Below are 26,823 nucleotides of genomic sequence, written 5' to 3' on the forward strand. Positions count from 1 at the left end.
GCCCCGGCAGGATCGGGGCGCTTTTTACGTGCCCGGTTCAGGGAAAGAAGTAGGCAGGCATCGTCAGCGTCGCGGTCGTGCCGCAGTCCTGCACGCTTTCAATCCGCATTTCATATCGCTCGCCGTAGATCAGGCGCAGGCGGTCGTCGACGTTGCGCAGGCCGTAGCCGTTCGTATGCCGGTCGAACAGCGCCTTCAACGTCTGCGAGTCCATGCCGATCCCGTTGTCCTCGACGATGAAGCAGAGCATGTCTTCCATGAGCGTAATGCGAAGCCTCAGCAGGCGGTCGTCCTTTGGGCTGTTGCGCAGGCCGTGGTCGATCGCGTTTTCCACGATGGGCTGTAAAATAAAGTTGGGAATTTTAAGGGTGAGCAGCACGTCGTCCACGTCGACCTGTGCCCTGAAAAAGCCGTTGGAGAGCATCTGCTGCAGGCTGATGTAGGAGCGGATGTTTTCCAGTTCGTTGCGCACGGTCGTCACCTCGCGCCCCTGGTTGAGCGCCGAACGGTAGAACTTGCCCAGCAGCATGGCCATCTCGCTGATTTCCCGCTGCTGCGCCATGATCGCCTTGCTGTTGATGAGCGAGAGCGAGTTGTACAGGAAGTGGGGATTGATCTGCGCGCGCAGCAACCGCTGCGCGTATTCCTTGTTCTCCAGCTCATTTTTGTACGTGATTTCCACCAACTGGCGGATACGGGCCATCATGTCGTTGAAGGAATGCACCAGCAGCCCGATCTCGTCCGTGCGCGTGGTCGATACGCTGATCTGCATGTTACCCTGGTCGATCTCGCGGATGGTCTGTGTCAGTTTTTCAATGGGGTTGAGCAGCGAGGAGATGAACGCGAGGGCCGCACACCCAAGGAAGATCATCAGTATCCACGTGACGAGGTACATCGTCCCCGTCGCGCTCGTGACCGTACGGAACAGCGCGTCGGAACCGCTGACGTAGTACAGCGTCCAGCCGGTCGCGTTCAGCGGGGCGCGGATGACGTCGCGCCCGTCGTCCGCGCCGCTCGCGAGCAGGGCGGAAGTGTCGTAGGAGAGCGACCCGTCCTGCGAGGGATGCGAAAAGAGCAGGCGGCCGTCTTCGTCCGCGATCAGGATGTCCGCGCCGTTTTGCAAAAGGTTGATGAGCGGTTCGAATGTGCGCTCATAGTCGACTTCCAGGTACAGATAGTTGACGTACTGGTAGCGTGAGGGCATGCCGATCCTGCGGATACAGACCAGCCGCGTCTGTGTGTCTTGTGTGAGCGTGATCCACTGCGGGGAATAGTCGACGGTAAGCGGCATGAACCAGCCGGCGCTTTCGAGCAGCGATTTATCGCGCACGTAGGTATTGTAGGGCAGGATGTCGCAGCTCGTGTAGATGGTGATGCGCTTCAGGTCGGGATAGAGGGCGGCGTGTGTGTTGAAGACGGGCGTGATGACATCGCGATAGCTTTCGTACATGGCGTAGTAGTCGTCCCCATAGGTTCGGTTGAGCGCGGAAAGCACGCTGGGCTCGTTGAACATGTAGTTGGACATGGTGTTGTACATCTCCAGCGTGGCGTCAACCGCCTGCACCGCCTGGTTGAGCGCGCTTTGGCGCACGCCGTATTCGCTGTCGATGATGAGGTGCCGCGTATGGCCGTACAGGAAGATCGTGAAGAGCGCGAAGGGCAGGAAGCCGACGGTGAGGTAGACGAGCAGGACCTTCCGCTTGATGCGCAGGCGGCGAAACCGGCGGCCGAGCGATTGAAAAAGGCGTTTCATGGTTCGTTTTTCCCTTCCTGTCCCCGTGCGTTTTGAAGGCGCAGGGCGTTTTGCCGGTAGAGCTCCGGGCTGACGCCGAAGCGGTCGCGGAAGCGCTGGCAAAAATACGAGGTGCTCTTATAGCCCACGGCGTGCGAGACGTGGCTGACCTTCATCTGTGAGCTTTCCAAAAGCTCCTGCGCCTTTTTCATGCGGTAGTCATGCAGAAACTTGCCGGGCGAGCAGCCCGTCTCCTGCTTAAAGAGACGGCAGAGGTAATTCGGGCTGAAATAAAAGGCGGAGGCCAGCGCGTCCAGGCTGATATCCTCGCAGAAGTGCTGATAGATGTAGCGTTTGATGGCCTCCACCTTCTGGTTGGAGAGCATGTCCGCGTTCGCCTCGGCCGTTCGCAGCGCGTCGTAGACGAGCGAGCGGAGCGTCTCCACGTCGGCGCAGGCAAAGACGCGCTCGACCAGCTCGCTCTCCCGAAAGCTGTCACCCTTTTGACGGTGCAGCTCCGTAATGAGCTGCGTCACACAGAACTTCGTGTACAGGTTCGAAGGGGCGTTTGCTCCGGAAAAACGGGAGAGGAACCCGTCGAACAGGTCTCGGAACAGCAGGATGTCGCCCTGACGGATGGATTCCAGCATTTGCTCCATGGGCAGCTCCGGGCTCGCGCTCTCCGGGGGCGCGGAAAGGCTGCGCTCCGTCCGCGCCTCCAGGCGCTGATAGGCGGGCAAAAAGTCGCCTGCGCCGTCTATGCGTTCACAGGCGGCGACGCACTCCCTGCCGTATGCCTCACGGACGAACCGCTTCGCGCGCTCGGCGAGCGCGTCCGTCCCCTGCGCGTCGGGTTCAGTCAGCGGACGGCGGAGGAGGATCAGCCCCTGCTCCGGATACAGGCTGATGAAGTCGCAGGGGGAGGAGAGAAAGCGGCCGAGCCTGGATTCAAAATTTTCGCCCTCGCCGCTAAAGAAGTCCGTGTCGAACTTAAGCATCAGCATGAGCCCGTACGGCTCGACGAAGGCGCGCTCCTGCGCGGGCGGCGGCGTTTCCGCGTCGCGGCTCAGGGCGAGGTAGAGCATGTGGCGGCGGACGAACAGCGCGTCGCGGCTGCGCGCGCGGGCGGAGGCAATCGTGTCGATCGTCGTCTGCAGGGTTCTGTTGAACTCCTCGGGGTCTACGGGCTTCATGAGGTACTCCGTCACCCCGATCGAGATCGCGTTTTTCGCGTCGATAAAGTCGTTGTACCCGCTGAAGAGGATGACGCGCAGGTCTGGATAGAGCTCCTTGGCCTTCCCGGAAAGCGAGATGCCGTCCATCAGCGGCATTTTGATGTCGGTAAACAGGATGTCGAAGTGCCGCCGGCGCAGCAGTGCGTAGGCCGTCTGCCCGTCCGACGCCGTCGCCGCTTCCAGCGGCAGGGCGTAGCGGCGGATGAGATAGAGAATGCATTCGATTTCGGCGGGGCAGTCATCTACGATCAGGATTGTATACATGCACGGCCTCCTCTCTTGCAGGTGGAATGGCGTGCTTTATTATAACCTATTTTCCAAAACGACGGCGGGATCCTATGCAAGGTGAATAAGAATGCGACACGAAGGTTAAGAACTTGATATTTAAAACGCGTCGGACGGCGGATACAATGAAAACATGGTACTCAAGCGCTGCGGCGGGCCCGCGCGGCGCTTGAACGCGAAAAGCGTCTTACGATCATCAAGGAGGAAAAGATATGAAAAAGGCATTGGCATGCTTCCTCTCCCTCGCGCTCCTGCTGTCTGCGGCGGCCTTCGGCACGGCGGAGACTCCGGTCGATCCTTATGGACCGGTGGCCGAGGGGGACCCGGTCGTCATCACCATTGGGCGTGAGGAAAGCGCGAACGTGGTTTACGACGCGGGCGAGAACTCAGAGGATAACTACATCGTGCGCTATCTGGAGAAGAACCTGAACGTCGATTATCAGTACGCCTTCTCCGTGGACACGTCCACCTACACGACGAAGGTGAACATGGCGATCGCCTCCGGCGACATCCCGGACGTGATGAACGTCTCCTACACCCAGCTCGTTCAGCTGGTGGAAGCGGATGCGCTCGAGGATATGACCGAGGCCTTCGCAACCTACGCCTCGCCGAGCCTTCGCAAGTGCTTCGATTCGACGAACGGACTGACCGAGGCGCTGGGCACCTTTGACGGGAAGCTCATGGGCATCGGCGATATCTGCCCCGGCATGGACGCGATTCCCGTCCTATGGGTTCGCGGAGACTGGCTGGAGGAGTGCGGCCTCTCCCAGCCGCAGACCTGGGATGACGTGGTGAACGTCGCCAAGACGTTCCGCGAGAAGAACCCCGGCGGCAACGTGACCACCGGCATCGCGGTGAGCTCGGATTACTATCAGCCGAACGGCGGCGCATGGCAGGTCAACGCGCTGTTCAATTACTTCGGCGCGTACCCCAAGCAGTGGATTAAGGATGAAGCGGGCAACGTCGTCTACGGCTCCGTTACGGACGCGTGCCGCGACGCGCTCGCCGCGATCAACGGGCTGGTTCAGGATGGCGTGCTCAACGCTTCCCTGGCCGTGACGGATGGCGACCAGTGCTATGAACTGATAGCGAACGGCCAGTGCGGCATGTTCTTCGGCGCCTGGTGGTGCGGCCAGTGGCCGGTCGTGAGCATTCTGGAGGGCATGCCCGATTCCGTCTCCCTCATCCCGATGCTGGCCCCGCTGAACGCGGAGGGCAAGCTGACGGTCTGCGACAAGAACCCGACGAACACCTACGTCGTCGTCAAAAAGGGCTGCTCGGAGGCTGTCAAGGAAGCCGTCGTCAAGACGATCAACTATCAGTACGACCTGGATCAGGCCCAGGCCGAGGGCGTGCGTCCGAACGGCATGGACTCCAATTTCTCCTGGCATTACTATCCGATCAACGTGCTGCACTGTGACTTCGACGCCAAGGAGAACCAGATCGCGGACGTGATGAAGGTCATCGCGGGCGAAATGGATTACGACGACCAGTGCGGCGACGGCAAGACCTGGTACAACGGCTACACGACGGTCATGGACAAGGGCCTGCGCGCCGCGTTTGAGACGAACCTCGCGACCGCGAACGCCTGGGGCTGGGCGACGGGCGCCTGGGAAGTGCAGCGCAACAGCGATATGATCGAACGCTTCCCGGAGGCGTGCTACGCGGATACGCCCTCGATGGAACGCCTGTGGACCGCGATGGAGACGCTGGAGGAGGAATACTTCCTCAAGGTCATGATCGGCGAGGCGAGCCTGGACGAATGGGATTCCTTCGTCAGCGAGTGGAAGAGCATCGGCGGCGACACGATCACGGCCGAGGTGGAGGAATACATCGCCTCCAAGTAAACGGAATTAGACGGAATGTCCGCGCCGCGCCCCGCGCCTTTCGGCGGGGCGCGGGCGGACCCATGCGCCCGGGGGACAACCTTGCCTGACAGGGGGACGTAGAATGCTGAATCTTCAACCAAGGCGCCGGAGGGTCACGCTGCGCGAAACGTGGCCGTATCACCTGCTCATCCTTCCGGGGCTGCTCGTCGTCGTCATCTATACGATTATTCCGTTTTTTGGAAACGTCATCGCTTTTCAGGATTTCAAGCCGATCCTCGGCTTTTCGCGCTCCAAGTGGATCGGGCTTGAAAATTTTCAGTACATGTTTAAGCTCAAGGATACCTATAAGATCTTCCGCAATTCTCTCATCATCGCTTCGCTCAAGCTGGTGCTTTCGCTCGCCGTTTCCATCTTCTTTGCGATCCTGCTGCACGAGGCGCGCGGCAATGGGATTAAAAAGGGCGTGCAGACGATCTGCTTTCTGCCGCACTTCCTGTCCTGGGTAATCCTGGCGACAATTTTTAAGAACATCTTCGGCGACAGCGGGCTCGTCAATACCGTGCTGATCAGGCTGGGCATCGCGTCCGAGAACGTCAATTTTCTGGGCTCCAACGCGTGGTTTCGCGCGCTGCTGATCGGCACGGACGTCTGGAAAGAATTCGGCTACGGCTCGATCATCTTCATCGCGGCGCTCGCCGGCATCAATCCCGAGCTGTACGAGGCGGCGGACATCGACGGGGCGAGCCGCCTGGCTAAGATATGGCACATCACGCTGCCCGGCATTCTGGTGACCATCGTGCTGGTGGCGACGCTGAACCTTTCCAATATCCTGAACGCAGGCTTTGATCAGGTCTATAACATGTACAGCCCGGTCGTCTACGAATCGGGCGACATTATCGATACGTACGTATACCGGATGAGCTTCATCAACGCGCAGTACTCGATGGCCACGGCGGTGGGCCTGCTCAAGTCCGCCGTAAGCTTCATCATGATTACGTTCTCCTACTTCATTGCGGACCGCGTGGCCGGGTACCGGCTGTTCTGACGCGGCGGCGAAAGGAATGGGCCTGAATGACGAGAAGGTATAAGTCGCTGGAAAATACGGTGTTCGATACGGCGGTGCTCCTGCTCATGGTGCTCATGGGGCTGCTGTGTCTTCTGCCGCTGCTGCACATCATCTCCCTGTCCCTGAGCAGCAAGACGGCCGCGCTGGCGGGGCGCGTCTACATCTGGCCGGTAGAGCTGACGGTCACGCCCTACAAGACGCTCCTTCAGGATGCGAAGTTCATGCAGGCCATGTGGATTTCCGTGCAGCGCGTGGTGCTGGGCGGCCTGATCAACTTCGCCCTGACGATCTGCTGTGCTTACCCGCTGTCGCTGGAGACGAAGCAGTTCCCGGCACGCCGCGTGTATATCTGGGTCTTTGTCTTTGCGATGCTCTTCGGGGCGGGCATCGTTCCCTGGTACTTTGTCATCAAGTCTACCGGCCTGATCGACAGCATTTGGGCGCTCGTCCTTCCCGGCGGGCTGCCCGTCTACAACATGATCCTGCTCATGAACTTCTTTAGAAACGAGCCGGCCGCCATCAAGGAGGCCGCGACGATCGACGGCGTGGGGCAGTTCCAAATGATGACGCGCATCTACGTGCCGCTGGCGATGCCCGCCATCGCGACCGTGACGGTGTTCAGCATCGTGGGCCATTGGAACAACTTTTTCGACGGCCTGCTGCTCATCAATTCCCCGAGCAAAATTCCGCTGCAGACCTACATACAGACGCTGACGAACACGAACATCGTCATCACCTCCTCCTCCATGACAGAGGAAGAGCTGGCGGCGCTGACCTCGCTGAAGACGTTCAACGCCGCGAAGATCGTCGTGGCCGCGCTGCCCATCGCGATCTTCTACCCCTTCATGCAGCGCTTCTTCGTGTCGGGCATTTCGCTGGGATCGGTCAAGGGATGACCCCGGCGCGAAATCGGGTTATAGTCTGGGTCGGGCCGCTTTGGCGGTCCGACTTTTTGCTTTGGCGGAGATCTTAAGAATGTGCACCAATTATTAGTTTTATGGCATAGAAAATGCGGGCGTATGTTGTTATAATGTGCAAAAAGGACGGGGGAATGAGAGATATGGTGGTGAAAGAGGCGGTACGCAGGAAATCGGGCTTCAAGCGCTTTTGCCGCCAATGGGAACTGCAGATCATGGCGATCCCGGCAATGCTGTTCCTGCTGCTCTTCTGCTATGTGCCGATTCTGGGCAACGTCATTGCCTTTCAGGATTACAAGATTCTCAAGGGCGTCTCGGGAAGCGCGTGGGTTGGGCTCAAGCACTTCCGCGAATTCTGGGCGGACGAGACGTTCTGGATGTCGCTCAAAAATACGCTGTGCATGAGCGGCTACAAGTTTGCCTTTACGTACTTCGCGCCGATCCTCTTCGCCATCCTGCTCAACGAATTGCCGTTCGCGCGCTTTAAGAAGCTGACGCAGACGGCGAGCTATCTGCCGCACTTTCTTTCCTACGTCATCGTCGCTTCCATGGCGCTGATCCTGCTGGGCCCCTCGGGCGTGGTCAACCGCGAGCTCGCCCTGCACAGCATGGAGCGAATCGGTTTTCTGGACAACCCGAAGCTGTTTTGGAGCGTCGCCGTCTGCCTGGACCTGTGGAAGGAGACGGGCTGGAACGCCATCATCTACCTGGCGGCGATTTCCGGCATCAACCCGGAGCTGTACGAGGCGGCGACGATCGACGGAGCTACGCGGCTGCAGCGCATCCTGCACATCACGTTTCCATCCATCTCCTGGACGATGCTGATGCTGTTCATCCTGAACTTCGGCAGCCTGCTTTCTGGCGGGCCGGTCGGCTCCAACTTCGACCAGTCCTACATGCTGGGCAACGGCTTTAACCACGAGACGAGCTACGTGCTCAACCACTACGTGCTCGACATGGGCATGAGCCTCATGCGCTTCTCGTTCTCGACCGCGATCAACATGTTTCAATCGCTGATTTCCGTCGTGCTGCTGGTGACGGCGAATACCGTCGTGGGCAAGCTCACGGATGCCAGCCTGTTCTGAGAGGGAGCGCGCCATGAAAAACAAGAATGCCATCCATAAAACCGCGGAAGATCACGTCATCAATACCGCCGCGCTGGTGGTGTGCGTCGTCGTGACGATCGTGTCGCTCTATCCGATCTACTACTGCCTGATCAACTCGCTCAATGACGGAAAGGATGCCATGAAGGGCGGCATTTATCTTTGGCCGCGCGTGTTCTCGCTGGAAAACTACAGGATCGTCTTTCGGGAGGATACCCTGCTGCGCGCCTTTTTCATGACGGTCGCCCGCACCCTCTGCGGCTCGGTTCTGCACGTGCTCTTCACCGCCATGACCGCCTACGCGCTTTCACGGCGCGAACTGATGTTTCGGAAATTGTACGTCGCGCTGGGCATCATCACCATGTACGTAGGCGGCGGCATCATTCCGACATACCTGCTTTACAAGAACCTGAAGCTGATCAACACGTTCTGGGTCTACATTCTGCCGGGCATGTTCTCGTTTTACAACATGATCCTGATGATGTCGTTTTTCAGGCAGCTGCCCGAATCGCTGGTGGAGTCGGCGCGCATCGACGGCGCCTCGCACTTCACGGTCTTTAGGAAGGTCATCCTTCCGCTTTCGCCGCCCATCATCGCCACCGTCGCGCTGTTCGTCGGCGTCAATTACTGGAACGACTGGTACGCGCCCGCCTATTACATCCTGGACGAGGAACTCATGACCATGCCCGCGACGCTGCTGCGGCTGATGAACGAGGCGGAGGCACAGCAGAAGCTGGCGCGGCTTTACAGCCAGCTGCAGGTGCGTCCCTCCGTCACGCTGGAATCCGTGCGTTATGCGACGCTGATCGTATCGGTCATGCCGATCACCATCCTCTACCCGTTTGTGCAGAAGTACTTCATTAAGGGCATGATGATCGGGTCGGTCAAGGAGTGAGCCAGCATCCTGCGGGCGGTGTGATGCCCGTGAAAATTGGACAAGGAGGAAAGAACTCATGAAGAAACTGCTGACCCTGGTGCTCGCGCTGGTCATGGCGCTTTCGGCCGCGACCCTTTGCGCCGCGGAACCGACGGACGAATGGCTTGAAAACGGGAACCCCAAGAGCTGGGAGGCCGACAGGTCCGCGACGGAGCTGGAAATCTTCGTCAACTACTCCTGGTACGGAAGCTCCTGGAACGACGACGCCGCGCGGCGCGTGACGGACGAAACCGGCGTCACGCTCAAGATCACCAAGCCTGTCGCGGACGACAACCAGAAGCTCATGCTGATGATCGCATCCGGCGACATTCCGGATTTCATCTGCATGGACATGAACTGCCCGCTGTACGACACGCTGATCGAGTCCGGCCTGGTGATCGATCTGGAGACGCTGGCCGAGCAGTACGCGCCGGAACTGATTGCGAACGCCGACGCGGAGGTGTTTACCAACTATCGCTGGCAGGACGGCAAGACCTACGCCTTTACGACCTCCATCGAGGGCGCGAAGTATCAGGAATGGGCGAAGGCATACAACGCGCTCGTCGGTTCCAACCAGCCGGTTTGGACGATCCGCAAGGACTACTACGAGGAGATCGGAAGCCCCGACATGACCACGCCGGAGGCGTTTATCGAAGCGCTGGAAAAAATTCAGGCGCTGCACCCGGACAAGATCGGCTTTTACGCGGGGGACTGCGGCCTGTCCAGCAGTTTAAGCGAGTCGCTCAGCGTGACGGGTTACCAGTTCGGCATCCCCAGCTACGTTGAAAATGAGGACGGCACGCTTTCGCACAAGCTGCGCTCGCCTCAGTTCCACGACGCGCTGATGTTCCTGCACGAGCTGGCCGCCAAAGGTCTGCTTACGCGCGATTCCTTCATCGATACCAAGGACGTGAACCAGACCAAGGTAGCCTCCGGCGATTGCGTCCTTTACACCTGGACGATCGGCGACGGCAAGAAGGTGCCCGACGACAACCCCGATACCGTCTACGAAATCCTGCCGCCCTTTGACTCCTATCAGCAGACGCGCACGGGCAACGGCTGGAACGCCACCTTTGTCTCCGCCGAGCCCAAGGGGCTGGCGCGCCGCGCGCAGTTCCTCTCCTACCTGGCCAGCTACGACGGACACGCCGCGCTCTTCTGGGGCAACAAGGCGGAGGACGGCGAGACCTACAGCGGAGATACGAGCAAGGGACCGCACTACTTCCTTGAGGAGAACGGAAAGCCCACCGCGTTCGCCGAGTACTACGCCGCCAAACAGGCGGACTGGGACGGCATTGAGAAGTCGAACGGCCTGAGCACCTATTGGTTCGCTGCGTCCGGCCTGTGGAACGGCATCAACTTCTGGATTCCCGGCGACGAGGAGTACGCGTCCTACAACGAAATGTACGCGGACCACATCGTCTACAAGCCGGAATTCGCCAGCATCACGCCGGCGGTGGATTCGGACGCGGGCGTCATCAAGAGCAAGCTCGACACGCTCTTCAAGACGAGCTGCGTGAAGATCGTCTTTGCGCAGGACGTCGAAGCCGCGGAGGCGGAGTACCAGGAATACGTCAAGAAGGCGGAAGAGCTTGGGCTTGCCACGTACGAGGCCGCGCTCACCGAGAAGTACCAGGCAAACCTGAAAAAGATGGGGAAGTAACGTACAATCGACGGCCGCCGCCCCCAAACGCCTCGGGGCGGCGGCTCTTTTGGAGGAAATGCCATGCGCTTTATCGAGAATGAGGAAGGGTTTGTGCTAAGGGGCGCCACGTACGGGGCGCGCATCGTCCGAGCCGCTGTGCCGGTAGCTGCGTTTTCGTTCGACGGACGCCCCATGGCGGAGCTGGCGATGGTGAGCACGCTCGACACGCCGCAGGTCAAGGAAAAGCTGTCGCGGGTGCGAATCTCTTCGCTGGAGCGGGAGGGCGGCGCGCTGCGCGTAGAACTCACGGCAGAAAGCAACGTCTGGAAGGCGCGGCGCTTTGTCTGGCGCTTTGAACCGGGGCGCGTCACCTATCATCACGAGGCGGAGGGGAACGAGGCGCTGGGGCGCTGCTACTTCTTTTCCAGCGGGCGGCCCGGTTTGTACGATGCCGGCGATTCCGACGGGTACCATACGAACGCCGCCTTCCTCGTGCCGCACTACCACACGTTCAATCCGAACCTCGCCAATGTTACGGAGTTTGACATTTCCCAGCCCGGCTTTGTGGGCGTAGGCCGCAGCGAAAATGTCGGCCACGCGGATTACGTCAACATCGAGCGGTATTACGGCCTGTTTTCGCCCGCGCCGCTGTGCTTTGCGTTTCACCAGGACGAAGCGGCGATGGGCCTGGGCATCGGCGCGAAGCCCGGCGCATACAGGTTTGGCGGCCTGGAATACTCGGGCTGCCTGAAGTTCGGCGCTTCCTTTCACGTGCAATACATGGGCTATACGCGCGCGGAGGGAACCTTTGCCTCGCCCGAGGCTGTGCTGGTCTTCGGTTACAGCCCCTTTGCCTGCCTGGAACGCTACGTCGGCTGGGTCGATGAGCGCGGCTACGGCACGGATTTCCGCTTCCCGGAGGCCCCCTGGCACAGGCGGCCGATCTTCTGCGGCTGGGCCGAGCAGACGGCGCTGTGTCCGGCGGGGGAGGAACCCTGCGATCGCGCGACGCAGGAAAATTATGAAGCCTGGGCAAAGGAGCTGGACGCGCGCGGCGTGCCGTACGGCACGATCGTGGTGGACGACAAGTGGCAGAAGGAATACGGTACGTTTGAGGTCGACAAAGAAAAATGGCCGGACATGCCCGGCTTCGTGCGCCGCCAGCACGAAAAGGGACGCCGCGTGCTGCTGTGGATCCCGGCTTATCAGGCGGAGGGCGTGCCGGAGGAGTTCTGCGCGAAGGACGCGGAGGGCAATTCCCTGTTCGCGGTGCCGGGCATCGAGGGGTACGACGCCTTCGTGCGCGAGGGCGTCATGCGGCTGGTGCGGGAGACGGACATCGACGGCTTCAAGGAGGACTGGATCGGGCGCACCGGCGACCGCCCCGGCATCGAAAACTACGGCGTCCTGCACGGCATCGAGCTGGTGCGCCGGTTTCAGTACGTCGTGCACGACGCGCTGCACGCCGTCAAGCCGGACGCGCTGCTGGAGACGCAGACGCCCAACCCGCTCTTCCGCGAGTCCTCCGACATGCTGCGGCTCAACGACATCTGGTTCGCGACGCGCGATCTGCCCGAAATGATGCGCGAGCGCGCCCGTATCGCCCGCATCGCGGGCTGGGAGCTGCTCGACTGCGACAACGCGTCGCCGACGGTCATCGACGAGTGGATCCGATACACGCAGCTGCAGCCGTACTTGGGGGTGCCCTCCCTGTACTTCCTCACGGAAACCGAATCGTCGCACGAGCGGATGACGCGCGCGCAGAGCGATTACCTGCGCTCCATTTGGCGCGAATATATCGTCCGAAACGCGCTGTAGGCGCAAATTGCATTGAACGCTCCTGCGTGCTATACTGAAGGCCATAGAAAATCGCATCCGTGACAGGAGGGGGAGCATGGCGCGGACACCGACGCTGGGCATTCGCTTTAAGCTATGCTGTTCGTACATGGCGCTCGTGCTGCTGCCCACCCTTCTGGCGGGCGTCCTCCTGTACACCTATACGGTCGGCAACATCCGCAGGCAGATCGACGACGAGCTGAACGACAGAATCGAGGAGCATGCGGCGCAGATTCGCCGGCGCGCGGCGCAGACGGAGGAGGCGGCCCGGAACTTTATCACGCTGAGCGAGATCACCCAGTACGTGAGCGGCCTGTACTTCGACGAAAGCGAATTGATCATCGCCTACAACCAGCGCGTGCAGGCCGCATTCTCCTGGTTTGACAACGCGTTTGCCAACCCCATGCGCATCAGCTTTTTCATCGGCAGCGAGGCGGTGACGGAGGACAGCCACTTTCACGCCAAACGGGCGTATGAGCAGGAGGAATGGTACCGGCAGGCCTGCGCGCGGCTTTCGGAGGCGTCAAGCTGTTGGGAAGGGGCGCACGCCGCGCGGGATTACCGGTATTCCAGGGGCAGGGAGGCCAGCGTATTTTCGCTGTTCCTCTCTTCGCCGCTCTTGAAGGACGCGGTCATGGAGCTCGAGGTCGACGCGCGTGACCTGTTGGGCGAGGAGGAACGCTTCATCTGCCTGCGTGCGGATACCCTTGAGCCGATCGACCTTGCCGGTGCGCCGCTTTCGGTAACGCCGGACGTCTTGCGGCTGCGGTCCGCGCAGGAAGGAACCGTCGAGACGCAGATCGGCGGTCAGGCGGTATTGCTGCGGGCGCTTGCGCTGGAAGAATTGGACGTGCTGATCCTGCGGTGGATGGACCGCACCGAGCTGACGGCGGAAAGCGGGGCGGCCCTGCGCATCTTTTTCGGCATTCTGGCGCCGCTGACCGTGTTGCTGTTCGCGCTCACTTGGGTGCTTTCGGGCAGCATGTCCAGGCGCGTGCGGCGCATCACGGAGGCGGTGGAAGCCATGTATCATGGCCGCTACGACATCGACCTGCCGGTGGATTCGCGCGACGAGCTGGGCGCGCTGGCGTGGCATATGAACGAAATGGCGGGGCGCATCGATACCCTGCTCAACAAGGTGCTGCTCGCGGAGATGGCGGAGAAGGACGCGGAGCTGAGCGCCTTGCAATCGCAGATCAATCCCCACTTCATCTACAATACGCTGGAGACGTTCTGCATGATGGCGGAGCTTGGCGACAACGAGCGGCTGAGCGAGGGGATCGCCGCGATGGGCGAGCTGATGCGCTACAACCTGTCCGGCAAGCACGAGACCACCCTGCAGGCGGAGCTGCACAACGTCCGGCTTTACGCGGAGCTGCAAAACCTCGTCAACAACGAGCGCATCCAGCTCACCGTCGATTCCGACCCCGAGCTGAACAGCATGCCCATGCCCAAGCTCCTTTTACAGCCGCTGGTGGAAAATGCGATCCTGCACGGGATGGATCCGAGGCGTCCGCTGCGCATCTACTTGGGCGTCCGCCGGGTGGAATGCGGGGTTTGCATCCGTGTGCGCAACGACGGAAAGCCTATCGCGCCATCGCGCCTGCGGGAGATCACGCAGACGCTTAGCCGGGATACGGCTGACCCGCTCGCTACCTTCGAGGACTGCCTCGCGCTGACGAACATCAGCCGGCGGCTCAAGCTGCTCTACGACGCCCGCGCGACGGTCAACGTCCTCTCCGGGCTGTACGGAACGGAAGTACTGATTGAGATACCCTACGGCGGGGAGGAATGACGCATGCGGGTGTTGATAGCGGAAGACCAAAACGTCATACGGCAGGGGCTTGCAAAGATCATCGGGGAGATTCCCGGCGTGGAGGTGGACGCGGCGGCGGACGGCGCGGCGGCCTGGGCGCAGTACCGTGTCTGCCCGGCGGATCTCATCGTCACGGACATCGTCATGCCGGACATGGACGGACTGGAGCTGATCGAACGCATCCGCGCGGTCGACGACGCCTGCGCCGCGGTGGTCATCAGCGGGTACGACCGGTTTGAATACGCGCGCCGGGCCATGGCGCAGGGCGTGCGCGATTATTTGCTCAAGCCCATGCGGCGCGACAAGATCCTGTCGGTGATAAGCGCGCGGAAGGCCGAGTACGACCAGCGCCGCGAACGCGACGACAAGCTCTTTTCGGCGGCTTGGAACGCGGGCCTTGCCGGAGAGTCAGAGAGGCTGCGCGACGAGCTCACCGGCATGAAGAGCCGGACGGAAGGCTGGCTGATCGTCGCCAGATCCGCCGCGGGCGCCTGCCCGCTCGCGGCGGAAACCGGCTACCTGCTTTGCAGAAGGCTCGCGGAGCTCAATGAGGATACGGCGCTCTTTGTGGCCTGCGGCGAATACGCGCAGGAGCGGCGCAGCGAAGGCGTCGTGACGGAGCAGGTGCGCGTCGAAAAGGGCGCGGAATTGTCGCACGCCCTGCTCGCGCTCGCGCAGCGCTGGCGGGAGCGTGAGGACGGCGGCCTGGACGGAGCGATCCGTCAGGCGCTGATGTACGTGAGCAGGCACTACGGCGAACCCATTTCGCTGCAAAGCGTCGCGGAGCAGGTGGAGCTGCATCCAAACTACCTGTCGGCCCTCTTTGCGCGCAATATGCAGTGCGGCTTTTCCCACTACCTGCAGCGGCTCAGGATCGAAAGAGCCAAGACGCTGCTGCACACGACCCGCCGCAAGGTCAGCGACATCGCCGCGGACGTCGGCTTTACGGACAGCAGGTACTTTGCCAAGGTCTTCAAGTCGCTGACTGGGGTGACGCCCCAGCAGTACCGCGCCGGGTAAACGAATACGACAGGTCTTGAGGAGGAAATGAGATGCTCGCAAAAACGCCGCCTATGGGCTGGAACTCGTGGAACACATTTGGCGAGGAGATCAGCGAGGAGCTGATCTGCAGGACCGCCGACATCCTGGTGGAGCAGGGATACCGCGCAGCCGGATATGAATACCTGGTCATCGACGACTGCTGGAGCCTGCGCGAACGGAGCGAACAAGGCCTGCTCGTGCCCGATCCGGCGAAGTTTCCGCACGGCATGAAGGCCGTGGCGGACTACGTGCACCAAAAGGGGCTGAAGTTCGGCATGTACTCCTGCGCGGGCGTGCGCACCTGCGCGGGCTATCCTTCCAGCTTTGACCATGAGTTCGTGGACGCGCGCACGTTCGCGCAGTGGGGCGTGGACTTCCTGAAGTACGACTTCTGCAACTTTCCGCAGAACGGCGATTGCAGGATGCGCTACCACACCATGAGCATGGCGCTCAAGGCCAGCGGGCGCGAAATCCTCTATTCCGCCTGCAACTGGGGTCAGCAGGAACCCTGGCGCTGGATGCGCTCCATCGGGGCGCACATGTACCGCTCCACGGGCGACATCATGGACAACTTCCGCTCCTTTACCGACATCGCGAAGTCGCAGATCGGGAACCTGTGCATGAGCGCTCCGGGCGGGTTTAACGACCTGGACATGCTCACCGTCGGCATGTACGGCAAGGGCAACGTCAGCCTGGGCGCTCCCTGTACCTTTGAGGAATACCGCATGCAGTTTTCGCTCTGGTGCCTCTTCGGCGTGCCGCTGATGATGGGGTGCGACCTGCGCACGCTCAGCGGCGAGTGCCGGGCGCTGCTGCAGAGCGAAGCGCTGATCGCCATCGATCAGGATGAGGAATGCCGCCCGCCGTATCTGGTGCGCTGTGGCGGGGTGACGCTGCCCAATCCCGATGCGAAGCCCGGCGAATATCCCTGGCGCAGCGAGGACGAGTGCACCTATACGTTTATCCGCCACCTGTCAAAGGGCGAGTTCGTGCTCGCGTTCTTCAATCTCTCCGAGCACGAGACCCGGCTGTCCTGTCTGCTTTCGGATATCGGCTTGCCCTATCCGTCGGGGATCGGCATCGTGCCGCGCGACGTCTTTACGGGCGAACGGCTCGGCGTGAAGCGCGACGAATTCAGCGTCCGCGTGCCGGGCCACGACTGCCGCCTCTATCGCTGTCGGCTTTCGCGCTGCGATGGATAGGTGCGCCGGCTGCGGGCGGTTGCTGACCCGGGACGAGGCTGCGCTCACCCGAAAGCTCGTCAACCGCGGCGCGCGCGTCTTTTACTGCCTCACGTGCCTTTCGGCGCGCTTTGACGTGAGCGAAGAGGTGCTGCGCGAAAAGATCGTCCAATTTCGGGAGATGGGCTGTACGCTCTTTGCGCCTGAAGATGAGGAGGCTCCGGACAGCCGCTAAACGACGAATTTAAAAACCAGGCCCTTGCGCGATGCTGGGACCTGGATTTTTATGTGTCAGGGACGATGACGTTCGGAGCCGGGAAAGGACGCCGCACGCCTTATTGCGCTGCGCGCACAGCGGACTCCTTGACGTCCCCGCAGGCCATCGCCATGCTGTTGATGGCGTCGGTCAGCTGCCTGGCTACGCGCACGCGCTCTTCGCTGAAGGGGGCGTCCGCTTGGAAGTAGATGGGCTCGCCCACGAACAGCTCCCCGCGCGCGGGGCTGCAATAGAGCGGCACGAAGGGCAGCGGTTTTCCCGTGCGCTTTCGGTACAGCGGAGCGAGCTGCAGGAAACCCTCGTACATTTCACGCATCAGGGGGCCGTCGTCCTCGTAGTGGACGTCCGGCGCGATCAGCACGCTTTCGCCTCGAAGCAGCGAATCGAGCGAGTCACGAAACGTATCGCGAAGGTGGGTAAGGCTGCGGTAGACGGGCACGGCACGGCAGCTCCTCACCAGCGCCGACACGAACAGGGAGAGCGGTATGGAGACGGCGCGTGCGAGCAGCCGGGGCCAGTGCAGGCGCTTTGAAAAGGTGTAGCCCGCGTATTGGCGATAGCATTCCGCGTACGAAAAAAACACGTGCAGCACCCAGGGGCGAGGCGGCACGGGCAACGAGCGCATCACCTGCACGGGGCCGCGCAGGTTCTGGTGGTGCACCACGTAGGCAGCGCAGGGCGGAAGGCTCTGCGCGCAGCGGAGTGTGAGCGGCCTTTTGACGGTATTTAAAAATGCGCGAACGAGCTTAAACAGGAATCCCACATAGTCCACCCTTTCGGTATCATCTTACTGTATGCAGGATACCCCTATTATATCAAATGAAAATCAACCTGGGCAGATCTTCCGCCCATTTTTTCAAAATAAAGAGAAGATTGTACGGGATTGACAAAAAGCCCCCGCATCGGACGGCCTGCGGCGTCCGGTGCGGGGCAAAAACGGGAGACGGTCAGATTAGGTGATACCGGTGCATGAGGTCCTCGACGGCCGTGCCGCTGACCTTGTGCAGCGCCGCCTTGCCCACCAGCTCCGTGAAAAAGGGCAGCTTCATGTCGGTCAGCTTTTTGCCGTCCATCATCTTGGCTGTGGAGTCGAGCAGCACGCGCACGTCGTAGCAGGAGTTGAAGACCTCCGGCACGCCGCGGTCTACGTTCAGCAGCGTGTAGACGGCCTCCATCGCCGTGCGCACGGAGTACTCGGTGGTGAAGACGGTGTCGCGCACGGTATCCGCGAACTGTCCGATGAAGGCGAAGTTCACGCAGCCTTCCGGCACGACCTTCGGGCGGTCGCCCTGAGTGCGGGGCATGAAGAACGCGGTGATATAAGGCATCATGCAGGGGATGCAGCGGGCGGAGCTTACGGCCATGTCGTGAATCTGGTCCTCCGGCACGCCGACATGGTAAAGCCACTCCTCGGTGATCTCCGTGCCCGTGCACTCGCGCATGGGCTTCCTGATATAATCGCCCGGACGGTCGGTGAACAGGCCGTAGACCCACACGACGAGCTGATCCTTGGGCTGCGCCTTGAAGTGCGGCTGGCGGTTGATCGTCCAGCTCATCAGCCAGGAGGAGTCCTTCGCCGTGACGATGCCGCCGGTGACGACCTTGCCGCTGAACGGATCGCGCTTACAGATTTTTTCGAGATAGGGCGGGATGCGGTCGTCCAGCGTTGTGACGGTGGCGGATTCCCAGTTGGTCGCCTCGATGTTCGTGCAGAACTTGTCGGGGTGGCCGAACGACGGATCCTGCGCGGCGATGTTGCGCCAGAGCTGCCAGCAGCCGCCTTCGCCGGGCTGCGTCTTCAGTTCTGGCGCGTGGTCGTTGTCGCCCAGCGAGGAGTTCTCCGTGCAGCTGCCGTTGGTCACGAAGACGAGGTCGTCGTCTGTGAGCGGAATGCGCATCTCCTTTCCGTTCCTTACGCAGACGATTTCCCGCGCGGCCTTCCGCCCCTGTGCGATGTCGAACCGGACGTTCGTTACCTGCGTGCCGTACTGGAAATCGACGTCGTGCGCCTCCAGATACTTCACCATCGGAAGGATCAGGGATTCGTACTGATTGTACTTGGTAAATTTGAGCGCGGAGAAGTCGGGCAAGCCCCCGATGTGATGGATGAAGCGCTGAATATAAAGCTTCATTTCCAGCGCGCTGTGCCACTCCTCGAAGGCGAACATCGTGCGCCAGTAGAGCCAGAAGTTGGAGGAGAAGAATTCTTCCGTGAACACGTCCTCGATCTTCTTGTCGTACAGGTCCTCGTCTTTGGTGAGGAAGAGACGGACGATTTCCATCGAAGCCTTTTCGCTCAGACCGAACTTGCCGTCGGTATGCGCGTCCTGTCCGCGCTTCACCGTCGCGCGCTGCAGGGAATAGTTCGGATCGTGTTTGTTGAGCCAGTAATACTCGTCCAGTACGGAGTTTTCAGGGTTCTCGATGGAAGGAATCGAGTGGAAGAGATCCCACAGGCATTCAAAGTGGTTTTCCATCTCGCGGCCGCCGCGGATGATGAAGCCTTTCTGCGGATCGTTGATGCCGTCGCAGGCGCCGCCGGGCAGGTCGAGCTCCTCCAGAATGTGGATGTGATCGCCCTTCATCTGGCCGTCGCGCACGAGGAAGCACGCCGCCGAGAGAGCGGCGAGGCCCGAACCGACGAGATAGGCGGACTTGTGATCCACGCCCTCCGGCTTCTCCGGACGAGCGAACGCTTCGTAGTTGCCATTGCTGTAATACATGATGTTTCCCTCCGTCTATGGTTTGAATCTTTGGTTGAAGTCCTTGTATGGCTGTATGATACAGCGTGCGGACGGCTTTCACCATAGACAGAAAATCGGCGGTGTTCAAACTTTAAACACCGGAGCGCGATTGTAAAAACTTTATACAGCGGCGTGCTTTTGTCGGATTGCCGCGGGGGGCAGCTCAAATTCGTCCGGATCAGGAGGACAGGAGGCTCTTGCGCACCGCATGCAGAAACAGCTCCGCTGCCTTGGTGAACACCTGATACTTTTTCCAGACGATGCAAAGCTCCGCCTGCAGGGCGGGGGTCAGCGGCCTGAAGCACAGATTGCTCCCTTGGGTGTTGAGGATTTTGTCCAGCGTGATGGCGTAGCCGATGCCCTCGTCCACCAGGATGGATCCGTTGTACAGCAGGCTGTACGTCGCCACGATGCGCAGGTCGGCCTCGTTTCTGTTCAGCCAGAGGGAAAGGGCGCTGCCCTCCCGGTGCTGACGGGAAAGGATGAGCGGCTTGTCCCATAGGTCCTCCGGCCGGATGGCATCCTTTTGGGCGAGCGGAGCATCCCGCCGCATGAGCACGCCCCAGACGTCCTTTTCCGGGATGCGCAGGTAGTCGTATTTGGACAGATCTTTGGGATCAAGGAGGATGCCGAAGTCGATCAGGCCCTTATCCAGCTCCTCGGTCACGTCGGCGGAATCGCCGCTTGCGATGTGGACGCGAATTTGCGGGTGCTCCCGCTGCAATGCGCCCGCGGCCCGCGCGAGGATGCGGATGGCGTCCGTTTCGCCCGCGCCGATGTAGATGTCGCCGGCGACCCTCTCGTCGTTCAGGGTGATCTCCCGTTCCGTCTTCCAAACCAGATCCATGATCTCCTCCGCCCGCTTGCGCAGGAGCATGCCCTCCTCCGTGAGCGTGATTTTCCGGTTTCCCCGAAGGAAGAGCTGCTTGCCGAGCTCGTCCTCCAGATTCTTGAGCTGGCGCGAGAGCGTCGGCTGGGAAAGGTGCAGATATGCCGCCGCCCCAGAAACGCTCTGTTCCCTCGCCACGGCGAGAAAGTATTGCAACACGCGCAGTTCCATCTCATCGCCTCCTGTTCAGACGAGTATAGCACGGGGAATTCATAACTGTAAAGCATAGATAGATATTTGCTATAAGTATTTGCTATCTAATGGCGGCGGCGCTATACTGAACCCGAGAAGCAAACAGGAGGTTTTACGAGATGAATGCACTGAAAAGAGTCGTAAAGCTTTTCGGCATCGCCGCGCTGCTGGTTTTTATGTGCGGCTGCGCTGAAAGCGATGGCGCCCGGCGTCCGTCGGCCGGCGCGGCGGAAATCCCCGAAAAGGAAGCCGAAAGGATAGATGCGGTTCCCATGAAGGTTCAGGTAAAAAAGGATGACACGGTGATCGTGTTTGCGCTGAACGACGGTCGTGCCGCGCGTGAGCTGTATGCGCAGCTGCCGGTGACGGTACAGGTGGAGGATTTCGGAACCAACGAAAAGATCTTTTATCCGCCGGAAGCGCTCTCCACCGAAGACACGCCGCAGGCGGAGGGGCAGGAGGGTACGCTGGCGTATTACGCGCCGTGGGGGGACGTGGTGATGTTCTACGGGCATTTCGAAAGGAACGCCGGTCTGTATGCGCTGGGCGAGGCCGTCAGCGGGATGGAGGAGATCATGACGCTCGACGGAGCCGTAGAAATTTCGGCAGTGGGGTGATTCGGAGCAGGACGCGGAAAGAGAAGGAGGAGAAAGAGACTTGAAGCGAATAGAGCATCAAAAATTTGACGGGGAGCGGGCGCTCTACGGCGAGCGGGAGCTTCACCTTATGCATTGCGCCTTTGACGGCCCGGCTGACGGCGAAAGCGCGCTGAAGGAGTGCACCGGCATTCGCGCGGAAGATTGCTATTGTAACCTGCGCTACCCCTTTTGGCACGACCGGGATCTTCACATCAGCGGCACGGAGCTGACACCTCTTTGTCGCGCCGCGCTGTGGTATTCCGAACGCGTGCGCATCGAGGGGAGCAGGCTGCATGGAATCAAGGCGCTGCGCGAATGCAGCGACGTCGCCATGGCGGACTGCGACATCCGCTCCGCCGAATTCGGCTGGTCGGTGCGGGGAATAGAAATGCGCCGCTGCACCGCGGAGAGCGAGTATTTCATGATGCGCGCGGAGGACATGCGCTTCGTTGACGTGCGTCTGCGCGGGAAGTACTCCTTTCAGTACGTTCAAAATGCGACCTTTGAAGACTGCGAACTGGACACGAAGGACGCATTCTGGCACGCGAAAAACGTGACGGTACGAAACAGCGTAGTCCGGGGAGAATACCTGGCTTGGTACTCCGACAGCCTCACCCTCGTCAACTGTAAGATCATCGGCACGCAGCCGTTTTGCTACTGCACGAATCTCAGGCTGATCGACTGCGAGATGGTAGATGCGGACCTTTGTTTTGAAAAGTCCGAGGTTTCAGCGACCCTCACGGCGCCGGTTCAGAGCGTCAAAAACCCGCTTTGCGGCACGATCTTCGCACCGGCGGTCGGTCAGGTCATCCTGGACGATCCAAACGCCCGCGGACAAGTCGTGCTCTGGAGCGAAATGGCTGCCAGGACGGAAGCGAGCCCGGTGTTTGAAGAAAGGAAGGAATTTTGCGGGTGAAAAGTCGGGTTCTCGTGATTACGACCAGCCCGCGCTGCGAGCGGCCTTTCGCATGGGCTGTGCAGCATGAGCGAAAGAGAGGGACGCGCATGGCGGAAGCTTCCGACATCCGGGAGAAGCTATATCAAAATCTGGTGGACGCAGGGTGTTGCCAGGAGACGGCCGCTCAGTGCATGGACCTGATCTGTGAGCGGCGGACGGCTGAACTGACGGCGCTTCTTTCAAGGCATCGGGCTGCGCTACTGGAGGCGGTGCATGAAAACCAGAGACGGATCGACTGCCTCGACTTTTTGATCCACCACCTTGGAAAAAGGGGATAGGGAGCCGGGACACACATTTTCCCCGCCCATCGGGCGGGGAATGCTGCTTTTCCATCTATTTTACCAGATCCTTCAGGTTTCCATAGCCGGCCGCGTCCATCTCTTCATAGGGGATGAACCGCAGGGCGGCGCTGTTGATGCAGAAACGCACGCCGCCCGGCGCCTCGCTTTCTCCCTTAAACACGTGGCCCAGATGGCTGCCGCCCGCGCGGCTTCGCACCTCGATCCGATGCATGCCGTGAGAACGGTCTTCCTTGTATCTGACGACGCCGGGATCGATGGGTGCGGAAAAGGCAGGCCAGCCGCAGGCGCTGTCGAACTTGTCCGTAGAGGAAAAGAGCGGCTCGCCCGTTGCTGCATCCACGTAGATCCCACGGGCATGATGCGACCAATAGGCGTTTTGATAGGGCGCTTCGGTAGCGCCCTGCTGCGTCACGGCGAATTGCTCGGGCGTGAGCTTTTTCTTCAGCGCCTCGCGGGGCGGGCGGACATACCGGCCGGGATCTACGCGGCTCTTTGACAGGGAGCTTATTTCGCCGGGAAGGATGTGGCAGTAACCGCTCGGGTTCTTTTCCAGATAACGCTGATGATATTCCTCCGCCGGATAGAAACGCGAGAGCGGTGCGATTTCCACGCAAAAGCTTTCATGGTTTTGCCTTTCGATCTCCACGATGCGCTCTACCGTCCTGTGGGAATCCTCGTCGGCGGTGTAAACGCCGGTCTGATACTGCGTGCCTATGTCGTTGCCCTGCCTGTTGGGGGTGGTTGGGTCGATCACGGAAAAGTAGGCAAAGAGGAGGGCGTCGAGGCTCGTCTTTTCCGGATCGTAAACCACGCGAACCGTTTCACGGTGCCCGGTCGTTCCGCCGCATACATCTTGATAAGTGGGGTTTTCCGTGTGGCCGTTTGCGTAGCCGCTTACGGCGTCTGTAACGCCCGGCAGGGAACGCATGAGCTTTTCAAGCCCCCAAAAGCATCCGCCGGCCAGATAGATTTCACGCGTTGCCAATTTTCTTCCTCGCTTTCTGCCTGCCATATCGATCAGGCATACTGTACCCGTAAGCGCGCCCCTTTTATCCTGCGCCGGCACGATTTTCCAAAACGGATAGGACAAAAAAGGCGACCCTGACGGATCGCCCTTTTCTTGGTGGGACACAGTGGACTCGAACCACCGACCTCTCGCTTATCAGGCGAGTGCTCTAACCAGCTGAGCTAGTGACCCATGCCATCGAACGGAAATTATTATAGCATTTTTTCCTTGCCATTGCAAGACCGTTTTTAATAGATGTGCGAAATCTGCCTGTAGGAGTACAATACATATTGGACAGTAGAAGAAAAAAAGGATGAAGGATATGGCCTCATCGGTTATAGTTGGAGTTGCGGACAACAACTATACGAGAGGGGGCCACATCCTTCATGAGCAAGAGTATAACACAGGACATGGCATATCGGCAATCCCTGATGAAGTATGCGGTGAAATACGGCGTGAGCCGGGCCAGCCGGAAATACAACAAGAGCCGGTCGTATATCTACTTCTGGAAAGCTCGCTGGGATGGGAGCATGGCCTCCCTGGCCTGCCAGTCCCGACGTCCCCACAGTCATCCCAACCAGCATACCGAAGCAGAGCTGAAGCTGATCCGGGATATGCGCCGCAGAGATCCCAAACTAGGTATGGTGGAACTGTGGCACCGCTTACGTCGGCGGGGATATACCCGCCGCCCGGAGAGCCTCTTCCGCGTAATGCGGAAACTAGGGTTATTCCCACAAGTAGAGAAGAAGCCGGCTTATAGGCCCAAGCCTTATGAGCAGATGACCTATCCTGGACAGCGCGTTCAGGTGGATGTGAAGGTGGTGCCCCGCCGCTGTATCGCGGACCCGGAGCTGCGCCTGTTTCAGTACACTGCCATGGATGAGTTTACCCGACTGCGCTTCCTGGCCGCTTACCCTGAGCAGTCCACCTATTCTTCCGCTGACTTTCTCAAAAGGCTGTTCAAGTGGTATGCCCGCCGGGGTATCCGGGTAGAGTGTGTCCAGACCGACAACGGCTTTGAATTCACCAACCGCTTTTCCAACAGCAAACGCAATCAGGTAACGCTGTTTGAGAAAACGGCTGCTGATCTGGGAATTCGGCATAAGCTCATAAAACCATACACACCTCGCCACAACGGTAAGGTTGAACGCAGTCACAGAGAAGACCAAAAGCTATTCTACAATACCCATTCTTTCTTCTCGCTCGATGACTTTGGTGGGCAGCTAGCTGCCCACCAAGCTCGCACCAACAACAGACCGATGCGCCCTCTCCTTTGGGCTTCGCCTAGAGAGTTCCTTCTTGCTTTCACTGTCCAAGATGTTTGACAAACCTACAGTTTTTAATAGATGTGCGAAATCTGCCACGGATGGACATAAAAACCATCGATTTATTATAATAGGAAACATCTAAAGGCGGAAAGAATAGGCAAAGGATAAGCGTGCTCGGCTAGCGCAAACTCTTTTTGCACGACCTATGGAAAAAATCCACATGCACGGACGTTTTTTTCCTGGCGGACGCCCTTTGAGCCTATTGTTCCAGAGCGCACGATGGCTGTCCTTGTGCTTGCGCCGCCGGCGTTGAGGTCGCGCTGCTGGCAGGGGACAGCCTGGGTGGAAAAAATGCGGAGGTCGGGGCGTAAAATACGGAGGCGCTGCATCAAAGTGGCACACATGTGAATTTGCCCTCCCGCGCAGACTGTGCGCGGGAGGGGTTTTCATGAACATAAAAAAAGCGCGCGAGCGCCTGCTCGTCTTCGGGGTGGGGGCCGCAGGATACAGCATGCTGGAAATTCTCTGGCGCGGGCATACGCACTGGTCGATGGCGCTTACGGGGGGCGTGTGCTTCAGCGTCATTTACGAAATCAACCGCAGGCTGCGCCACAGGCCGATGCTGCTGCGCTGCGCGCTGGGCGCGGCGGTGATTACCGGCATGGAACTGCTCGTGGGCCTGCTCGTGAACGAGCGCTGGCACATGAACGTCTGGGACTACTCGCGCCGCCGCTTTAACTATCGCGGGCAGATTTGTGCGCTGTACAGCATGCTCTGGTTCCTGCTGTGCATCCCGCTGGGGCCGTTCTGCGCGTGGCTGCGCAGGCGTGTGGCGAGGTAAAAGCAGGACTTTGGCCGGGATTTGGAGAACCTCAGTTCCATCGAAGGATTGGGGGGACGGGTATGGAGGAATTTCAGGGAAAGCACGCGGAGCTGACGATCGACCGGCCGGACGCGCTGTGCAGGATCGCGCACGCGCTCTCCTCGCCCGTGCGCCTGCAGATCATGCAGGCGCTGAGCAAGCGCAGCATGAACGTGGGGGAGCTGGCGGAATCCCTCGGCATTCCAATGTCCACCGCGGCGCTCGCGGTTAAGACGCTGGAGGAGGCCGGCATCGTCATGTCCGAGGTACAGCCGGGCGTTCGCGGGTCGATGAAGCTTTGCAGCCGCAGGCTGGACTCCATCTCCATCAACCTCGATCCCGTCGGGGAGCAGCACATCAGCGTCATCACCCTGCAAATGCCCATCGGCGGTTACAGCGTCGCGGGCGGCATCGTGCCGACCTGCGGGCTTGCGGGAGAGAAGACGCATATCGGGGAGATGGATAACCCCGCGTCGTTTTACCTTCCCGACCGTTTTGGGGCGCAGCTCATCTGGTTTCGTCAGGGATATCTGGAATACCGCTTTTCGGTGCTGGGCATCGGCGCCATGGACGTGGAGTGGATGGAGATCTCCTTTGAGGCCTGTTCGGAGGCTCCCATGTACCGCGACCCGTGGAAGTCGGACATCGCCGTCTCGATCAACGGACGGCGTCTGGGCGTCTGGACCTGCCCCTGCGACTGCGGAGGCCGCCACGGCAGGCTGACCCCCTCGTGGTGGTCGGAGCTGTCCACGCAATATGGGTTTCTCAAGACGTGGCGGGTGGACAAGGAAGGAAGCTACCTGGAAAACATACCTATAGGAAGCACTGCGCTGGAAGACCTGCGGATGAACGAGACAGACCACGTTTCTGTCCGTATAGAGGTGCCGAAGGACGCGCAAAACATTGGCGGAATGAATCTGTTCGGTGAACATTTTGGCGATTTTGAGCAGCCGATCGTCCTGCGCGTCGGTTATCGCATGCGCTCCATTGAAGACGAATAGAGCAAAAAAAACGAATGGAAATTGCGATTTGATACAAATTTAATGGAATAAATTAAACCTATTGACAAGCTGGGCGGGACGATG

At 60.0% G+C, this 26,823-nt stretch carries 23 protein-coding genes and 1 tRNA gene; 17 read left to right on the forward strand and 7 right to left on the reverse strand.

The features are described 5' to 3' along the window. Window positions 1-37: 37 nt before the first annotated feature. Window positions 38-1,753: a histidine kinase gene (locus C1725_RS06070; RefSeq protein ID WP_102410761.1), complete on the reverse strand. Its 1,716-nt coding sequence runs from the start codon at window positions 1,751-1,753 to the stop codon at window positions 38-40. After that, window positions 1,750-3,231, reverse strand: a complete 1,482-nt coding sequence (locus tag C1725_RS06075; RefSeq protein ID WP_102410762.1) for a helix-turn-helix domain-containing protein — start codon at window positions 3,229-3,231, stop codon at window positions 1,750-1,752. Before C1725_RS06075 ends, C1725_RS06070 begins: the two co-directional genes overlap by 4 nt. A gap of 233 nt (window positions 3,232-3,464) precedes the next feature. Between C1725_RS06075 and C1725_RS06080 the strand changes: the two genes are divergently transcribed. From C1725_RS06080 to C1725_RS06130, 11 genes are all read left to right on the forward strand, one after another. Further along, entirely contained in the window at window positions 3,465-5,099 is a 1,635-nt protein-coding gene (locus C1725_RS06080; protein WP_102410763.1) for an extracellular solute-binding protein, read from the forward strand. Window positions 5,100-5,202: 103 nt separating this feature from the next. Beyond that, a complete protein-coding gene (locus C1725_RS06085; protein WP_102410764.1) occupies window positions 5,203-6,126 on the forward strand; it encodes an ABC transporter permease subunit in 924 nt (307 codons plus the stop codon). A gap of 26 nt (window positions 6,127-6,152) precedes the next feature. Continuing rightward, window positions 6,153-7,043, forward strand: a complete 891-nt coding sequence (locus C1725_RS06090) for an ABC transporter permease subunit (protein WP_102410765.1) — start codon at window positions 6,153-6,155, stop codon at window positions 7,041-7,043. A gap of 155 nt (window positions 7,044-7,198) precedes the next feature. Continuing rightward, window positions 7,199-8,149, forward strand: a complete 951-nt coding sequence (locus C1725_RS06095; protein WP_346026399.1) for an ABC transporter permease — start codon at window positions 7,199-7,201, stop codon at window positions 8,147-8,149. A 13-nt stretch (window positions 8,150-8,162) separates the two neighbouring features. Next, window positions 8,163-9,062, forward strand: a complete 900-nt coding sequence (locus C1725_RS06100; protein WP_102410766.1) for an ABC transporter permease subunit — start codon at window positions 8,163-8,165, stop codon at window positions 9,060-9,062. A 58-nt stretch (window positions 9,063-9,120) separates the two neighbouring features. Further along, entirely contained in the window at window positions 9,121-10,746 is a 1,626-nt protein-coding gene (locus tag C1725_RS06105) for an extracellular solute-binding protein (protein WP_102410767.1), read from the forward strand. Between the two features lie 63 nt (window positions 10,747-10,809). Beyond that, a complete protein-coding gene (locus tag C1725_RS06110; RefSeq protein WP_102410768.1) occupies window positions 10,810-12,546 on the forward strand; it encodes a TIM-barrel domain-containing protein in 1,737 nt (578 codons plus the stop codon). 76 nt (window positions 12,547-12,622) lie between these two features. Continuing rightward, window positions 12,623-14,359: a histidine kinase gene (locus tag C1725_RS06115; protein WP_102410769.1), complete on the forward strand. Its 1,737-nt coding sequence runs from the start codon at window positions 12,623-12,625 to the stop codon at window positions 14,357-14,359. Window positions 14,360-14,362: 3 nt separating this feature from the next. Next, window positions 14,363-15,400 carry a response regulator gene (locus C1725_RS06120; RefSeq protein ID WP_102410770.1) on the forward strand — a complete coding sequence of 346 codons (1,038 nt, stop codon included), beginning with the start codon at window positions 14,363-14,365 and terminating at the stop codon, window positions 15,398-15,400. A gap of 32 nt (window positions 15,401-15,432) precedes the next feature. Then, window positions 15,433-16,623: a glycoside hydrolase family 27 protein gene (locus tag C1725_RS06125; RefSeq protein WP_102410771.1), complete on the forward strand. Its 1,191-nt coding sequence runs from the start codon at window positions 15,433-15,435 to the stop codon at window positions 16,621-16,623. 19 nt (window positions 16,624-16,642) lie between these two features. Continuing rightward, on the forward strand, window positions 16,643-16,837 hold the full coding sequence (locus C1725_RS06130) for a hypothetical protein (RefSeq protein ID WP_346026400.1): 195 nt from the start codon (window positions 16,643-16,645) through the stop codon (window positions 16,835-16,837). Window positions 16,838-16,937: 100 nt separating this feature from the next. Here the strand turns inward: C1725_RS06130 and C1725_RS06135 are convergent, their stop codons facing one another. The 3 genes from C1725_RS06135 to C1725_RS06145 all read right to left on the reverse strand — a co-directional run bounded on the left by C1725_RS06135 (window position 16,938) and on the right by C1725_RS06145 (window position 20,683). Further along, the gene (locus C1725_RS06135) at window positions 16,938-17,651 is read right to left on the reverse strand and encodes a hypothetical protein (protein ID WP_102410773.1); all 714 of its coding nucleotides are present in this window, start codon (window positions 17,649-17,651) and stop codon (window positions 16,938-16,940) included. 175 nt (window positions 17,652-17,826) lie between these two features. Beyond that, window positions 17,827-19,602 (reverse strand): oleate hydratase, encoded by a 1,776-nt coding sequence (locus tag C1725_RS06140; protein ID WP_102410774.1) that lies wholly within the window; start codon window positions 19,600-19,602, stop codon window positions 17,827-17,829. A 199-nt stretch (window positions 19,603-19,801) separates the two neighbouring features. Further along, a complete protein-coding gene (locus tag C1725_RS06145; protein WP_102410775.1) occupies window positions 19,802-20,683 on the reverse strand; it encodes a LysR substrate-binding domain-containing protein in 882 nt (293 codons plus the stop codon). 140 nt (window positions 20,684-20,823) lie between these two features. Between C1725_RS06145 and C1725_RS06150 the strand changes: the two genes are divergently transcribed. The 3 genes from C1725_RS06150 (at window position 20,824) to C1725_RS06160 (ending at window position 22,578) form a co-directional block, all read left to right on the forward strand. Further along, a complete protein-coding gene (locus C1725_RS06150; RefSeq protein ID WP_346026401.1) occupies window positions 20,824-21,321 on the forward strand; it encodes a cyclophilin-like fold protein in 498 nt (165 codons plus the stop codon). Between the two features lie 40 nt (window positions 21,322-21,361). After that, window positions 21,362-22,258 (forward strand): DUF3737 family protein, encoded by an 897-nt coding sequence (locus C1725_RS06155; protein ID WP_102410776.1) that lies wholly within the window; start codon window positions 21,362-21,364, stop codon window positions 22,256-22,258. Between the two features lie 89 nt (window positions 22,259-22,347). After that, complete coding sequence (locus C1725_RS06160) at window positions 22,348-22,578, forward strand: hypothetical protein (RefSeq protein WP_102410777.1); 231 nt, start codon at window positions 22,348-22,350, stop codon at window positions 22,576-22,578. Window positions 22,579-22,633: 55 nt separating this feature from the next. Here C1725_RS06160 and msrA read toward each other — a convergent pair whose 3' ends face one another. Continuing rightward, window positions 22,634-23,587 (reverse strand): peptide-methionine (S)-S-oxide reductase MsrA, encoded by a 954-nt coding sequence (gene msrA / locus C1725_RS06165; protein ID WP_346026402.1) that lies wholly within the window; start codon window positions 23,585-23,587, stop codon window positions 22,634-22,636. Window positions 23,588-23,723: 136 nt separating this feature from the next. Continuing rightward, a tRNA-Ile gene (locus C1725_RS06170) sits at window positions 23,724-23,800 on the reverse strand. A gap of 194 nt (window positions 23,801-23,994) precedes the next feature. Between C1725_RS06170 and C1725_RS06175 the strand changes: the two genes are divergently transcribed. The 3 genes from C1725_RS06175 (at window position 23,995) to C1725_RS06185 (ending at window position 26,739) form a co-directional block, all read left to right on the forward strand. Further along, window positions 23,995-24,933, forward strand: coding sequence for a DDE-type integrase/transposase/recombinase (locus C1725_RS06175; protein ID WP_102410384.1), 939 nt, complete (start codon window positions 23,995-23,997; stop codon window positions 24,931-24,933). Window positions 24,934-25,324: 391 nt separating this feature from the next. Beyond that, window positions 25,325-25,717, forward strand: coding sequence for a putative ABC transporter permease (locus tag C1725_RS06180; protein ID WP_102410778.1), 393 nt, complete (start codon window positions 25,325-25,327; stop codon window positions 25,715-25,717). Window positions 25,718-25,779: 62 nt separating this feature from the next. Then, window positions 25,780-26,739, forward strand: coding sequence for a helix-turn-helix domain-containing protein (locus tag C1725_RS06185; RefSeq protein ID WP_102410779.1), 960 nt, complete (start codon window positions 25,780-25,782; stop codon window positions 26,737-26,739). Window positions 26,740-26,823 lie beyond the last annotated feature (84 nt).

Origin of the sequence: Beduinella massiliensis, from assembly GCF_900199405.1 — a bacterium.
In the GTDB taxonomy this organism is placed as follows: Bacteria; Bacillota; Clostridia; order Christensenellales; family Aristaeellaceae; genus Beduinella; species Beduinella massiliensis.